At 38.8% G+C, this 14,713-nt stretch carries 11 protein-coding genes; 10 read left to right on the forward strand and 1 reads right to left on the reverse strand.

All coding sequences use genetic code 11. The annotated features are described in order from the left end of the window. The 7 genes from MJX77_RS09570 to sucD all read left to right on the forward strand — a co-directional run bounded on the left by MJX77_RS09570 (position 1) and on the right by sucD (position 9,025). A complete protein-coding gene (locus tag MJX77_RS09570; protein ID WP_003655458.1) occupies positions 1-711 on the forward strand; it encodes a succinate dehydrogenase iron-sulfur subunit in 711 nt (236 codons plus the stop codon). A 283-nt stretch (positions 712-994) separates the two neighbouring features. Next, positions 995-1,123, forward strand: a complete 129-nt coding sequence (locus MJX77_RS09575; RefSeq protein WP_002116082.1) for a hypothetical protein — start codon at positions 995-997, stop codon at positions 1,121-1,123. A gap of 157 nt (positions 1,124-1,280) precedes the next feature. Then, positions 1,281-4,121, forward strand: a complete 2,841-nt coding sequence (locus MJX77_RS09585) for a 2-oxoglutarate dehydrogenase E1 component (RefSeq protein ID WP_004789422.1) — start codon at positions 1,281-1,283, stop codon at positions 4,119-4,121. After that, positions 4,121-5,311 carry a 2-oxoglutarate dehydrogenase complex dihydrolipoyllysine-residue succinyltransferase gene (odhB, locus tag MJX77_RS09590; RefSeq protein WP_004789424.1) on the forward strand — a complete coding sequence of 397 codons (1,191 nt, stop codon included), beginning with the start codon at positions 4,121-4,123 and terminating at the stop codon, positions 5,309-5,311. The genes MJX77_RS09585 and odhB overlap by 1 nt, the downstream gene beginning before the upstream one ends. A gap of 61 nt (positions 5,312-5,372) precedes the next feature. Next, positions 5,373-6,806 carry a dihydrolipoyl dehydrogenase gene (gene lpdA, locus MJX77_RS09595; protein ID WP_004775161.1) on the forward strand — a complete coding sequence of 478 codons (1,434 nt, stop codon included), beginning with the start codon at positions 5,373-5,375 and terminating at the stop codon, positions 6,804-6,806. Between the two features lie 147 nt (positions 6,807-6,953). Further along, complete coding sequence (sucC, locus tag MJX77_RS09600; protein WP_003655470.1) at positions 6,954-8,120, forward strand: ADP-forming succinate--CoA ligase subunit beta; 1,167 nt, start codon at positions 6,954-6,956, stop codon at positions 8,118-8,120. A gap of 14 nt (positions 8,121-8,134) precedes the next feature. Continuing rightward, positions 8,135-9,025 carry a succinate--CoA ligase subunit alpha gene (sucD, locus tag MJX77_RS09605; RefSeq protein WP_252061288.1) on the forward strand — a complete coding sequence of 297 codons (891 nt, stop codon included), beginning with the start codon at positions 8,135-8,137 and terminating at the stop codon, positions 9,023-9,025. Positions 9,026-9,435: 410 nt separating this feature from the next. Here the strand turns inward: sucD and trpS are convergent, their stop codons facing one another. Further along, positions 9,436-10,449 carry a tryptophan--tRNA ligase gene (gene trpS / locus MJX77_RS09610; RefSeq protein WP_004789430.1) on the reverse strand — a complete coding sequence of 338 codons (1,014 nt, stop codon included), beginning with the start codon at positions 10,447-10,449 and terminating at the stop codon, positions 9,436-9,438. Between the two features lie 207 nt (positions 10,450-10,656). On the opposite strand from trpS, the gene MJX77_RS09615 reads away from it, so the two are divergent. From MJX77_RS09615 to MJX77_RS09625, 3 genes are all read left to right on the forward strand, one after another. Then, complete coding sequence (locus tag MJX77_RS09615; RefSeq protein WP_013196985.1) at positions 10,657-11,586, forward strand: DUF808 domain-containing protein; 930 nt, start codon at positions 10,657-10,659, stop codon at positions 11,584-11,586. A gap of 26 nt (positions 11,587-11,612) precedes the next feature. Next, positions 11,613-12,512 carry a KPN_02809 family neutral zinc metallopeptidase gene (gene ypfJ / locus MJX77_RS09620; RefSeq protein WP_252061289.1) on the forward strand — a complete coding sequence of 300 codons (900 nt, stop codon included), beginning with the start codon at positions 11,613-11,615 and terminating at the stop codon, positions 12,510-12,512. A gap of 241 nt (positions 12,513-12,753) precedes the next feature. Then, positions 12,754-14,256, forward strand: coding sequence for a cation:proton antiporter (locus tag MJX77_RS09625; RefSeq protein ID WP_004789435.1), 1,503 nt, complete (start codon positions 12,754-12,756; stop codon positions 14,254-14,256). Positions 14,257-14,713 lie beyond the last annotated feature (457 nt).

The following is a 14,713-nucleotide window of genomic DNA, read 5'->3' on the forward strand; positions in this document are numbered from 1 at the left end:
ATGAGTAGAGGTACTCGTACATTCGAAATCTACCGCTATGATCCTGATAAGGATAAAGCGCCGTACATGCAAACTTTCAAGCTTGAATTGACTGACAAGCACCGTATGTTGCTTGATGCATTGCTTGCATTGAAAGTTCAAGACGAAACGTTAACATTCCGTCGCTCTTGCCGTGAAGGTATTTGCGGTTCGGATGGTGTGAATATCAATGGTAAAAATGGTTTGGCTTGTTTAGAAAACCTAAATGATTTACCAGAGAAAATCGTAATTCGTCCATTACCAGGTTTGCCGGTAGTTAAAGATTTGGTTGTTGATATGAACCAATTCTATGATCAATATGACAAGATTCAGCCATTTTTGATCAATAACCAACCAGCTCCACCTAAAGAGCGTTTACAATCTCCTGAAGAGCGTGAACACTTAAACGGTTTATATGAATGTATTCTTTGTGCATGTTGTTCAACTTCATGTCCATCATTCTGGTGGAACCCTGACAAGTTCTTGGGTCCTTCAGCTTTGTTGAATGCATACCGTTTTATTATTGATTCTCGTGATACTGCTACTGCAGACCGTTTGTCTCGTCTTGACGATCCATTCAGTTTGTTCCGTTGTAAAGGTATCATGAACTGTGTGTCAGTATGTCCTAAAGGTCTAAACCCTACAAAAGCAATCGGTCACATCCGTAATATGCTATTAGATCAAGCGGGTTAATTCTGCACAAATAGAGAACGCACATCCTTGATGTGCGTTTTTTTTTAACTTTATAATGTAAACTTTAGACTTTGGTCGAAAAAGATGAGGTTTTTATATATTGCACCATATATTAAAAGATAAAATCGCATATGTATTTCGCCAATTTATAGGTGGTATGTGTCAAAAAAATCAATCGTTCGTTAAGAACATGATACGATTTGCCACAAAGTTATAGGTGAAAAAAGCGTATACTAGTGAAATTAATTTAAGTAGCACAATCTTAGATCTGTGCTTAATTTTTATGGTTAAAGTCATTTTAGAAAAGTTAATTTTAAAGTTAATTTTTCTAAAAAGATTTGCAAAAAATTGCTCGGTTTTAATCGAGTATAAGGTGAGTGATGATGCCATTGAGGGTGTTGTGATTCATTAATTACCTATGGAGTTTCCTCTCTAGGTAGTATGACGCCCCATGGTCTTAAAGACCTGTTGGGTAAGTAATGCCTTTTTTACCAATTTGGCATTATGCATCATGGGTGTGCTTAAAAGGCAGCCTGTAATATTTTTTGCAATAGGAAATGGGTCCACAAATGCAAGAAGTTGCTGACGCATTGCGTCTTGACACTGAACTTTCCGCTGATAGTGCAGCGTATATTGAAGAACTTTACGAGCAGTACCTGTCTTCCCCAACCTCTGTAGCTGAGGACTGGCGCCAATATTTCGATAAATATCCAAAGGGTGACCAACCACACGGCGCTGTGCGTGAGCAATTCCTATTACTAGGACGTAATGCTAATCGTGTTCAACCTGTTGTACAAAGTACGGTAAGTACTGAGCATGAACGTCGCCAAATTGGCGTTTTACAACTCATTGCTGCTTATCGTAATCGCGGACATCAAAAAGCTAAGTTAGATCCATTAGGTCTAGCTAAGCGTGAAGAGATTCCAGATTTAGAGCTTTCAGCTCACGGTTTAACCAAATCAGATCTAGACACAGTATTCAATACCGGTAATCTTGAGATCGGTAAGAGCGAAGCGACGCTTGCTGAAATGATTGAAGCAATGGAAGCAATCTATTGTGGTTCAATCGGTGTTGAATATATGCATATCGTGGACACAAAAGAAAAGCGTTGGATTCAACAACGTCTTGAAAGTGTTCGTGGTCAGCTTAATTTTACAAATGATCAAAAGAAAGGGTTCCTGGAGCGTTTAACCGCTGCAGAAGGACTTGAAAAATACCTAGGCAATAAATACGTTGGTGCTAAGCGCTTTGGTGTAGAAGGTGGTGAATCTTTTATTCCTATGGTGAATGAAATCATTCAACGTGCTGGTGCTGTTGGTTGTAAAGAAGTTGTTATTGGTATGCCACACCGTGGCCGTTTAAACCTTCTTGTTAATATTATGGGTAAAAACCCTGCAGACTTGTTTGGCGAGTTTGAAGGCAAAGCTATTCATAAGAAAGGTTCTGGCGACGTTAAATACCATCAAGGTTTCTCAAGTAATGTAATGACTCCTGGTGGCGAAGTTCACTTGGCATTAGCATTTAACCCATCTCACTTGGAAATCGTTGGTCCTGTAGTTGAAGGTTCTGTGCGTGCACGTCAAGTGCGTCGTAGAGACATCGGCGGTGATGATGTATTACCAGTGATTGTTCATGGTGATGCTGCATTTGCAGGTCAAGGTGTGAACATGGAAACCTTCCAGATGTCACAAACTCGTGGCTATACGGTTGGTGGTACTGTACACATTATCGTGAACAACCAAGTTGGTTTTACAACTTCTGATCCACGTGATGCACGTTCTACTGAATATTGTACTGACGTTGCAAAAATGATTCAGACGCCAATTTTCCATGTGAATGGCGATGACCCTGAAGCAGTAATCTTTGCTACTCAATTAGCACATGATTTCCGTCACGAATTCCGTAAAGACGTAGTACTTGACTTGTTCTGTTACCGTCGTCGTGGTCATAACGAAGCAGATGAGCCGTCTGGTACACAACCATTGATGTATCAAGTGATTGCTAAAAAAGCAACAACTCGTACACTCTATGCAGATCAACTTGTTCAAAACAAAGTAATTGATCGTGCTGAAGCAGACCAAATGGTTGAAGATTACCGTGCTGATTTAGAAGCCGGAAACCATGTGGCAAACGCTTTGGTGCTTGAACCAAATACAAAAATGTTTGTTGATTGGACACCTTATTTGGGCCATGACTACACAGACGATTGGGATACTTCATTTGACTTAAATCGCTTAAAAGAATTAGGCGAGGGCATGAGCAAACTTCCGGAAGGATTTGTTATGCAGCGTCAAGTGCAAAAAGTAATTGAAGACCGTGTGAAAATGCAAACTGGTGAAACTGCATTGAACTGGGGTGCTGCTGAAACTTTAGCTTACGCAACCTTGATCGATGAAGATTACCTTGTTCGTATTACTGGTGAAGACGTTGGGCGTGGTACATTCTCGCACCGTCATGCAAAATTGCATAATCAGGTAGATGGTTCAACGTATATTCCACTTTGTCACGTTAAAGAAAACCAGCCTCGTTTTGCAATTTACGATTCTTTATTATCTGAAGAAGCGGTTCTTGCATTTGAATATGGTTATGCAACTACAATTCCTAAGAGCTTAATTATTTGGGAAGCACAATTTGGTGACTTCGTAAACTGTGCTCAGGTTGTAATTGACCAGTTCATTGCTTCTGGCGAGACTAAGTGGGAACGAGTTTGTGGTTTAACAATGTTGTTACCACACGGTTTCGAAGGTCAAGGTCCAGAGCATTCATCAGCTCGTTTAGAACGTTTCTTACAGTTATGTGCTGAAGATAACATGCAAGTGATCACTCCAACGACACCTGCACAGATTTTCCATGCATTACGTCGTCAAGCTGTACGCCCAATTCGTAAGCCATTGATCGTAATGTCACCGAAATCTTTACTTCGTCATAAACTTGCTACTTCTACTTTAGAAGAGCTTGCAAATGGTTCATTCCAAACTGTAATTGACGAAATCGACCAAATTAACAAGTCAGATGTAACTCGTCTTGTACTTTGTGGTGGTAAAGTTTATTACGACTTACTCGAAAAACGTCGTGAACAAAACTTAACTAACGTCGCAATTGTACGTATTGAACAGTTATATCCATACCCAGAACAACGTCTTGCGGAAATCTTAGCTGCATATCCAAACGTGAAAGAACTTGTTTGGGCACAAGAAGAGCCGAAGAACCAAGGCGCTTGGTTATTTATCGCACCGCGTTTATACGACGATATCTTAAAATCTGGCAAACAAATCCGTATCAGTTTTGCAGGTCGTGAAGCTTCTGCTGCACCAGCTTGTGGCTCACCGTACTTGCATGCAAAACAACAAGCTCAGCTAATTAATGATGCATTGGCAATCGAAGCTGAACAATCAGGAGATTCTCAATAATGGCAACCGAAATTAAAGCACCGGTATTCCCAGAGTCTGTTGCAGATGGAACCATCGCAACTTGGCACAAAAAGGTGGGTGAACCTGTATCACGTGACGAAGTGATCTGTGATATTGAAACCGACAAAGTTGTTTTAGAAGTGGTTGCTCCTGCAGATGGTAGCTTAGTTGCAATCATTAAAGGTGAAGGCGATACAGTTCTTTCTGACGAAGTGATTGCTCAGTTTGAAGCTGGTGCTGGTGCGGCAGCTGCTCCTGCAGTAGAGCAAGAAGTTGCTCAAACTCAAGCTGGTGCAGCTCCTGTTGTTGAGCGCACTGAAGCTGTATCTGGTCAAGCTCCTGCAGTTCGTAAAGCTTTGTCTGAAACAGGTATTGCTGCTGCTGACGTACAAGGTACTGGTCGCGGTGGTCGTATCACTAAAGAAGATGTAGCAAACCATCAAGCTAAACCAGCTGCTAACGTTACTCCGTTAAGCGTAGCTGTTGGTGAGCGCATCGAAAAACGCGTTCCAATGACTCGTTTACGTAAGCGTGTAGCTGAGCGTCTTCTTTCTGCAACTCAAGAAACTGCAATGTTAACTACATTTAACGAAGTTAACATGAAGCCAATCATGGAATTGCGTAAGCAATATAAAGATGCGTTTGAAAAACGCCATGGTGCTCGTTTGGGCTTCATGTCATTCTTTGTTAAAGCTGTAACTGAAGCACTTAAACGCTATCCTGCGGTAAATGCGTCAATTGATGGCGACGATATTGTTTATCACGGTTACTATGACATCGGTGTTGCAGTATCTTCTGATCGTGGTCTTGTTGTTCCAGTATTACGTGATACTGATCGTATGAGCTATGCAGAAGTTGAAGCAGGTATTGGTGCGTATGCTGCTAAAGCACGTGACGGTAAATTATCTATCGAAGAAATGACTGGCGGTACTTTCACTATTACTAACGGTGGTACTTTCGGTTCATTACTTTCAACTCCAATTTTGAATCAGCCGCAAACTGGTATCTTGGGTATGCACAAAATCCAAGAGCGTCCTATGGCTGTAAATGGTCAAGTTGAAATCTTGCCAATGATGTATTTAGCGCTTTCTTATGACCACCGTATGATCGATGGTAAAGAAGCAGTAGGTTTCTTGGTAGCAATCAAAGAATTGTTAGAAGAGCCAGCTAAACTCATCCTTGATCTTTAATTTCTTCGAATAATATTACCGAGATAGAGTGATCCTCTATCTCGGACCATGGAGATAAACAATGTCTCAACAATTTGATCTTGTTGTTATTGGCGGTGGTCCTGGTGGTTATGAAGCTGCAATTCGTGCTGCTCAACTAGGTTTTAAAGTCGCTTGTATCGAAAAGCGTATTCACAATGGTAAGCCATCTTTAGGTGGTACATGCTTAAACGTAGGTTGTATCCCTTCTAAAGCATTACTTGACTCTTCACATCGTTATGAAGATACAGTGCATCATTTAGCTGATCACGGTATTACTACAGGTGAAGTGAATTTTGATCTTGCTAAGCTTCTTGCTCGTAAAGACAAAATTGTTGACCAATTAACTGGTGGTATCGATCAATTGCTTAAAGGCAATGGTATTGAGTGGTTAAAAGGTACTGGTAAATTACTTGCTGGTAAAAAAGTTGAGTTTGTTTCACACGAAGGTGAAACTCAAGTTTTAGAACCTAAATACGTAATTCTTGCGTCTGGTTCTGTACCTGTAAATATTCCAGTAGCTCCTGTAGATCAAGATATTATTGTTGATTCAACTGGCGCATTAAACTTCCCAGAAGTACCTAAACGTTTAGGTGTTATTGGTGCTGGTGTAATCGGTTTAGAACTTGGTTCTGTTTGGCGTCGTCTTGGTGCTGAAGTTGTTGTATTTGAAGCAATGGATGCATTTTTACCAATGGCTGATAAAGCTTTGGCAAAAGACTACCAAAAACTTTTAACTAAGCAAGGTCTTGATATTCGTATTGGCGCTAAAGTTGCTGGTACTGAAGTTAATGGTCGTGAAGTGACTGTTAAATACACTCAAGGTGGCGAAGAAAAAACTCAGACTTTTGACAAATTAATCGTTTGTGTAGGCCGTAAAGCTTATGCAGAAGGTTTATTGGCTGATGATTCAGGCATTAAATTGACTGAACGTGGTCTAGTTGAAGTAAATGATCACTGTGCAACTTCTGTAGAAGGTGTGTATGCGATTGGTGACTTGGTTCGCGGTCCAATGCTTGCTCATAAAGCAATGGAAGAAGGTGTAATGGCTGTTGAACGTATTCACGGTCATGCAGCTCAAGTGAACTACGACACAATCATTTCTGTTATCTATACACATCCGGAAGCGGCATGGGTTGGTTTAACTGAAGAACAAGCTAAAGAAAAAGGTCATGAAGTTAAAACTGGTCAATTCGGTTTTGCTGTAAATGGTCGTGCTTTAGCGGCGGGTGAAGGTGCTGGTTTTGTTAAGTTTGTTGCTGATGCAAAAACTGACCGTTTATTAGGTATGCATGTCATTGGACCTGCTGCATCTGATATCGTACACCAAGGTATGATCGCTCTTGAATTTGTATCTTCTGTTGAAGATCTTCAGTTAATGACATTTGGTCATCCAACATTCTCTGAAGTTGTTCATGAAGCTGCACTTGCTGTAGATGGTCGTGCAATTCACGCGATTCAACGTAAGCGTAAATAAAATAAAGAGCGGTTCTCCGCTCTTTTTCACATTTGATGGTGTGATTAAAAAAACATCAAGGTGATAGAGGTAGACAGCAATTTGCATATACAACATGAGAATGTTGCGCAAATTGAAGACAACAAACAAAGTTAAGTAGGTAACTAAATGAACTTACATGAGTATCAAGCTAAAGCGTTATTGAAAGAATATGGTATGCCGGTACAAGAAGGTATCTTGGCAACCAATGCAGACGAAGCAGTTGCTGCATTCGAACAGCTTGGTGGTAAATTCGCTGTAATGAAAGCGCAAGTTCATGCTGGTGGTCGTGGTAAGGCTGGTGGCGTTAAAGTTGCAAAATCTAAAGAAGATGTTATCGAGTTTGCAAATAACATTATTGGTACTCGTCTTGTAACGTATCAAACAGATGCAAATGGTCAACCAGTAAACAGCATTATTGTTGCTGAAGACGTATACCCAGTTGAGCGTGAGCTTTACTTGGGCGCGGTTGTAGACCGTTCTAGCCGTCGTATTACTTTCATGGCTTCTACAGAAGGTGGTGTAGAAATCGAGAAAGTTGCAGAAGAAACTCCAGAAAAAATTATCAAAGTTGAAGTTGATCCATTAGTTGGCTTACAACCATTCCAAGCGCGTGAAGTTGCGTTTGCTTTAGGTTTGAAAGACAAGCAAATCAGCCAATTTGTTAAAATTATGGCTGCTGCTTACCAAGCATTTGTAGAAAATGACTTTGCATTATTCGAAATTAACCCACTTTCAGTTCGTGAAAATGGCGATATTTTATGTGTAGATGCAAAAGTTGGTATCGACTCTAACGCGCTTTACCGTTTACCTAAAGTTGCTGCTTTACGTGACAAATCTCAAGAGAATGAGCGTGAATTAAAAGCATCTGAATTTGATCTTAACTATGTTGCTTTAGAAGGTAACATTGGTTGTATGGTTAACGGTGCTGGTCTTGCAATGGCAACTATGGACATCATTAAACTTTATGGTGGTCAGCCTGCAAACTTCCTTGACGTTGGTGGCGGTGCAACTAAAGAGCGCGTAATCGAAGCGTTCAAAATCATCCTTGCTGATACATCTGTACAAGGTGTTTTAATTAACATCTTCGGTGGTATCGTACGTTGTGACATGATTGCTGAAGCGATTATTGCAGCGGTTCAAGAAGTAAATGTAACTGTTCCAGTTGTTGTTCGTTTAGAAGGTAACAACGCTGAGTTAGGTGCTAAATTACTTGATGAATCTGGTTTGAAATTAATTTCTGCGAACGGCTTGTCTGATGCCGCAGAAAAAGTTGTAGCTGCAGTTAAAGCGTAAGGGGAGTATCAATCATGAGCGTATTAATTAATAAAGACACTAAAGTATTGGTACAAGGTTTTACTGGTAAAAACGGTACTTTCCACTCTGCACAAGCTTTAGACTACGGTACAAAAGTTGTTGGTGGTGTTACTCCAGGTAAAGGTGGTACTACTCACCTTGACCTACCAGTATTCAACACAATGAAAGAAGCTGTACGTGAAACAAATGCAGATGCATCTGTAATTTATGTACCAGCTCCATTCGTTTTAGATTCTATCGTTGAAGCGGTTGATTCAGGTGTTGCCCTAATCGTTGTGATCACTGAAGGTGTTCCAACAATCGACATGCTTAAAGCAAAACGCTACTTAGAAACTAACGGTAACGGTACTCGTTTAGTTGGTCCTAACTGCCCAGGCGTGATCACTCCAGGCGAATGTAAGATTGGTATTATGCCTGGTCACATTCACCAACCAGGTCGTATTGGTATCATCTCACGTTCAGGTACATTGACTTATGAAGCTGTTGCTCAAACAACTAAGCTTGGTTTAGGTCAGTCTACTTGTATCGGTATTGGTGGTGACCCAATCCCAGGTATGAACCAAATCGAAGCTCTTCAATTGTTCCAAGACGATCCAGATACTGATGCAATCATCATGATCGGTGAGATCGGTGGTACAGCGGAAGAAGAAGCTGCTGAATTCATCAAATCTAACGTGACTAAGCCTGTAGTAGGTTACATTGCTGGTGTAACTGCACCTAAAGGTAAGCGTATGGGTCACGCTGGTGCGATTATTTCTGGTGGTCAAGGTACTGCTGAAGAGAAATTCGCTGCATTTGAACGTGCGGGAATGGCTTACACTCGTAGCCCAGCTGAGCTTGGTTCAACAATGTTGCAAGTTTTAAAAGAGAAAGGTTTAGCTTAATCGTTTTATCTTGAATCTTAAAAAAACACCGCATCTGAAAATGATGCGGTGTTTTTTTATCTGTTAAATAAAATAAGTAATCAAGAAAATAAAATTTCTAAAGAAAACAAAATATTTAAGCAAAAAAAATACGCAATGATTGGGGTGATCATTGCGTAGAACAACGAATCTGTAAAAACAGTTTCGGTTTAAGGAGAAATGTCGTGAGGTTCATATCATGTAACCTACATGATGAATAATAGAGATAGTTAAGAAATTCTTCATCGCTATTAGCGTTAATAAGTGTTACTTCACGTTAATAGGGTAAAAGCATGTGAATAGTCGTCAATACATTAGTAATTCTAAAAAATTATGCTATGAATAAAATAAGCATAAAAAAAGCCCCGAAGGGCTTTTAATTTTTAAAGGAATTAGAATTTAAATAATCCTAAACCATCTTTAACTTCATCTAATGTTTGTTGAGTAATAAGACGACACTTATCTGTACCTTGACGTAAAACATCCATAATGTAGTCAGGATCTTTAGCAAGTTCTTCACGACGTTCACGGATAGGGCTGATTAATTCCTTCAAAACACCTTCAAGGCGTTTTTTAACAGTTCCATCACCAAGACCGCCGCGACGATAGTGTGCTTTTAACTCTTCAACTTCTTCTTTATTTGGATCAAATGCATCTAAGTAAGTAAATACAATATTTCCTTCAACCTGACCTGGATCTTCAATGCGAAGATGATTTGGGTCGGTATACATTGCATTTACCGCTTTTTTAATGTCTTTATCAGAAGCATTTAAAACAATGGTATTACCTAATGATTTAGACATTTTTGCCTTGCCATCAAAACCAGGTAAGCGTGCCATATTTGAAAGCAAAGCTTTACATTCAGGTAAAAGGTCTTGGCCAATCTGACGGTTTACTCGACGTACGATTTCATTGGTTTGTTCAATCATTGGAATTTGATCTTCACCCACTGGAACCACAGTCGCTTTAAAAGCAGTAATGTCAGCCGCTTGTGCAACAGGGTAGCAGAGGAAACCCGCTGGAATATCACGCTCAAAACCGCGCATTTGAATCTCAGACTTAATGGTCGGGTTACGTTCTAAGCGTGCAACCGTCACGAAGTTAAGATAGAGCATAGTAAGCTCATTCAGTGCTGGTAAGCATGATTGTACGCAAATCGTGGTTTTTGTTGGATCAATGCCTACAGCTAAATAATCTAGAGCAACTTCCAAAATATTGCGACGGACTTTATCTGGGTTATCTGCATTGTCTGTTAAGGCTTGCGCATCTGCTAACAAGAGATGTTGATGATGGCTATCCTGTAAACCTACACGAGAACGCAAAGAACCGACAAAATGCCCAAGATGAAGTTGTCCGGTTGGGCGGTCGCCTGTCAAAATAATTGGACGCTGATCAACATTACTCATTATTTATTCCACTGTCTTATTGGCTTAATCAGGGGTAGTAAGCCCTGCAATATAAAAGATTGGCATTATTGTACGGGAAATAAAAAAAATTCGTCAGCGATTGGTTAAACTTTTCTTAAAATAATATTGTGAATTTATTCAGTAAAATTACAGAAATTGAAAAAAATCATCTTACAATAGCCTAATAAATACAAACTTGGATAAGAAATGGCAAGTGGCTTACTTTTATTACTAGATGATATTGCAACAATTTTAGATGATGTTGCTTTAATGAGTAAAATGGCAGCAAAGAAAACTGCTGGTGTTTTAGGCGATGATTTGGCTTTAAATGCGCAACAAGTTACAGGTGTGCGTGCAGATCGTGAAATACCTATTGTTTGGAAAGTGGCTAAAGGCTCATTTGTTAATAAACTTATTTTAGTTCCTTTGGCTTTGTTGATTAGTGTGGTTGCGCCTTGGCTGATTAATCCGCTATTAATGTTGGGAGGTTTATTTTTGTGTTATGAGGGGGTGGAGAAAGTTCTTCATACCATTATGCATAAAAAGCCATCTACATCAGAAGAAGCAAAAGCAGAATTTGATAGTGAAGAATTAGATTTAGCAAATTTTGAAAAAGAAAAAGTAAAAGGAGCTGTTCGAACAGATTTTATTTTATCAGCTGAAATTGTTGTTATTTCTTTAGGCACCGTGGCTACAGCTAGTTTAATGACTAAGGTAAGCGTACTTAGTATTATTGCTATTGTTATGACAATTGGTGTTTATGGCTTAGTTGGCATGATTGTTAAGATTGATGATTTGGGATTATATTTAACTAAGCAAACTACCTCATTCAAGCAAACTATAGGTCGAGGTTTATTAGCTTTTGCACCTATTTTAATGAAACTACTTTCAATCGTAGGCACCATTGCAATGTTCTTAGTTGGTGGCGGGATTATTAATCATACGATTCCATTACTTCATCACTTAACTGAAAACACCGTGGATCATGTAGAAACAATACCAGCGGTAGGTAATATTATTGGTGCTTTAACACCGACACTGATTAATTTTGGAATAGGACTGGTTGCAGGTGCAATTGTTCTATTAATTGTGAGTTTAATACAAAAAATGTGGCCAAAAAAAGCATCGGGTTCATGATGCCATTCTAAAATAAGAGGGAAATTATGCGCTGGAAAGGTCGTCGAATTAGTACCAATGTGGAAGACCGTCGAGGTGGTGGCGGTGTTAGAGCAGGTGGTATCAGCATTATTGGTTTGGTTGTTGCATTTATTGCGTGGAAGTTTTTTGGGGTTGATCCACAACAAGCTTATCAGGCAACTCAGCAAGTCACTGCATCACAGCAGTCAAATGCAACTGCACCAGAAAGTTTAACACCCGAGCAAAAAGAAGCCTCTGATTTTGTTGGAACTGTTTTGGCTGATACAGAGGATACGTGGACTCCTATATTTAAACAGTTAGGTAAAACATATACGCCACCAAGATTGGTGTTATTTAGTGGGATGATTCAATCTGGATGCGGTACTGCTCAATCTGCAATGGGACCATTTTATTGCCCAGCAGACCAGAAGGTTTATATTGATACAGAATTCTTTAAAGATATGCATCAGCAAATGGGAATTTCTGGTGAGCAAAACCAAACTGAACTTTCAAGACAGGATCAGGCAGGCGATTTTGCTCAAGCTTATGTGGTTGCACATGAGGTAGGGCACCATGTTCAAACCTTGCTTGGTATTTCTTCACAAGTTCAACAAGCCCGTGCACAAGCGAGCCAAAGAGAAGGTAATCAATTATCTGTTCGTCAAGAATTGCAAGCCGATTGTTTAGCGGGTATTTGGGCGAGTCATAATCAGCAACGTACTCAATTTTTAGAGCAAGGTGATATTGAAGAAGCGATGGATGCTGCTCAAAAAATTGGAGATGATTATTTACAGAAACGCTCAACTGGTCAGGTTGTTCCAGATAGCTTTACACATGGTAGTAGTGAACAGCGAATGCACTGGTTTCAGGTTGGTTTAAAAACTGGCGATATTAACCAATGCGATACTTTTAACAATCCAGTTTAATCTTTTCTTGGATGAGTCTTGTTAAACATATTTAACAGGCTCATCCGTTTTTCTTTAGATCATAACTATAAATAATGTTAAGAAATTTAACAGAGTGATAGATTGTTCATTCAATTCGTTAAACTTGTGCCCTAATTTCTGTTTTTTATGATTATGGCATTCTTTATGCCAGTTTTTATTAAGTTTGGTCGATCTAACAAAGTTTCTCTTATTTGGTCGTTGACCCAGAAGAAGGGTATTCATGGGTAATTTTTTTCTACTACAAGCATTCACAGTGGTTTTTGCGCTATCAATCGCAACCACGATCTTCAATAAGCGCATTTTAGGCTTTCCTCAGGCTATTGGTGTGCCGCTGGTCTCAGCAATTTTTGTCTTTATTTTGCAATGGGGCGCAAGCCTACTAAACGGTAACCAGTTTATTACCATTAATATTCATAATATTGAAGAAGCCGTGCGCCATATCGATTTTTATGATTTTTTAATTAATGGCGTCATCTGTTTTATTTTAACTTCTTCGGCACTTAAATTTAAAATTTCTGATTTAAAAAGTTACTGGAAGCAAATTAGTATTTTGGCCACCATTGCATTGGTCATTTGCGCCGTTTTATTTGGTGGATTGCTCTACGGGTTCCAACTTTTGGTTGGATATCATGTGCCAATTTTGGTGCTGTTGCTTTTAGGTGCAGCTTTAGGGGCAACAGACCCTATTGGTATTAAAGGTGTACTGAGTTCGATTCGTGCACCGCATCATTTGATCGTTAAGCTAGAAGGTGAGTCACTATTTAACGATGCAATGTGTATTGCATTATTTATGACCTTACTCAATGTTTTACAGGGTGAACATTTCTCGTTAATGGCGACACTAGAAGCTCTACTCTATGAAATTGTTGTTGCGGTCGGGATTGGTTGGGCATTTGGGGTAGGGGTGTTGCGTCTATTACGTGGTAAACACGAAATGGAGTCCCTGATTTTGACAACAGCTTTGCTTGCGAGTGGAGCATATTTAGTGGCTTTGTTTGCCCATGCATCAGCACCGATTGCCTGTGTAATAGGTGGTTTAATTGTCGGAAACAAATGGAAAGAAATACGAGAAGAGCGAGAGATTCAAGAGGTTAATCATTTTTGGCATACCGTAGAAGGAATCATCAACTCATTCTTATTTACTTTAATTGGCCTAGAGTTATTTATTCTTGATTTAAACTTTAGCCTAATTTTAGGCGGTATTGTTGCGTTCTTTATCCTACATATCTCTCGTTTTGCAGCCAACTTCATGGCTTTCGCCTTTTTCCCCAATATGCGGAAAATGAAAAGTTATAATGGTAGTTTAACCATTTTATCTTGGGGTGGGGTACGAGGGGGGATTTCACTTGCATTGATTTTGGCGGTTGCCAATATTCCTGCATTAAGTCCTTATAGCAGTATTCTGATTGGCTATACTTTTATTAGTGTGTTGTTATCAGGCATTGTATGTGGTCTGGGTTTACCAGCTGTGATGAATGCTTTCTATTACAATCCGAATGAAGAAACCGAAGGTTTAAAAGGTCTCTATCAACGACTGTGTCATAAGATGAATCGAAGAGGCTTTCAATATATTGTTGGCGAGGATGCTCTAGGTAGAGAAACAATTACCGTTTTTAATCCGGATATTCTGGTTGATCAAAAAACTGAAGATGGAATTGCAACGATGCATGACCCAAATAAGTTACAAGAAGTAAAACGATTTGAGAGCCCGGATAATTTCTAAATATTTGCGGTTTTAAATTTTATAAAAGATTTATAAATTAGGTTTTAGTGTAATAGTGAAATATTACCTAAAGCCTTTTTTTTCTATATATATATCATTAATAATATATTTTATTTTATTAAGATATTAATAATTGTTATATGAATATTTTAATTAAATGACATTTCAACAAATGGTAAATATAAAAAAAGAAATTTGTTTTATATATAAAACATTTAAAGAAATTTTCCATTAAATTAACACAAGATAAACTCAAAGAAGACTTATATATAATTTCTATTAATTAAAATTTTTTCTTTAGGTACTTTAGTATTTGTTTTTTTTATTTTAAAGTGGTTAATGTAAAAATGATCACATTACTTAATGTTTTTAAGTTGTAGGTCAAAAACTTGAAAACATTAAGTAAAAAGAATTATACAAAAAATCATTTAAATCAATAATATAAAAGGAATACAGA

Origin of the sequence: Acinetobacter sp. AHP123 (assembly GCF_023757925.1) — a bacterium.
GTDB classification, from domain to species: Bacteria; Pseudomonadota; Gammaproteobacteria; order Pseudomonadales; family Moraxellaceae; genus Acinetobacter; species Acinetobacter oleivorans.

Bases quoted from the DNA above. Each gene is read 5' to 3' on its own strand.
- MJX77_RS09625 (WP_004789435.1), top strand. From the start codon at position 12,754: ATGGGTAATTTTTTTCTACTACAAGCATTCACAGTGGTTTTTGCGCTA.
- MJX77_RS09585 (WP_004789422.1), top strand. From the start codon at position 1,281: ATGCAAGAAGTTGCTGACGCATTGCGTCTTGACACTGAACTTTCCGCT.
- ypfJ (WP_252061289.1), top strand. From the start codon at position 11,613: ATGCGCTGGAAAGGTCGTCGAATTAGTACCAATGTGGAAGACCGTCGA.
- sucC (WP_003655470.1), top strand. From the start codon at position 6,954: ATGAACTTACATGAGTATCAAGCTAAAGCGTTATTGAAAGAATATGGT.
- odhB (WP_004789424.1), top strand. From the start codon at position 4,121: ATGGCAACCGAAATTAAAGCACCGGTATTCCCAGAGTCTGTTGCAGAT.
- MJX77_RS09575 (WP_002116082.1), top strand. From the start codon at position 995: ATGGTTAAAGTCATTTTAGAAAAGTTAATTTTAAAGTTAATTTTTCTA.
- MJX77_RS09615 (WP_013196985.1), top strand. From the start codon at position 10,657: ATGGCAAGTGGCTTACTTTTATTACTAGATGATATTGCAACAATTTTA.
- trpS (WP_004789430.1), bottom strand. From the start codon at position 10,449: ATGAGTAATGTTGATCAGCGTCCAATTATTTTGACAGGCGACCGCCCA.
- lpdA (WP_004775161.1), top strand. From the start codon at position 5,373: ATGTCTCAACAATTTGATCTTGTTGTTATTGGCGGTGGTCCTGGTGGT.
- sucD (WP_252061288.1), top strand. From the start codon at position 8,135: ATGAGCGTATTAATTAATAAAGACACTAAAGTATTGGTACAAGGTTTT.
- MJX77_RS09570 (WP_003655458.1), top strand. From the start codon at position 1: ATGAGTAGAGGTACTCGTACATTCGAAATCTACCGCTATGATCCTGAT.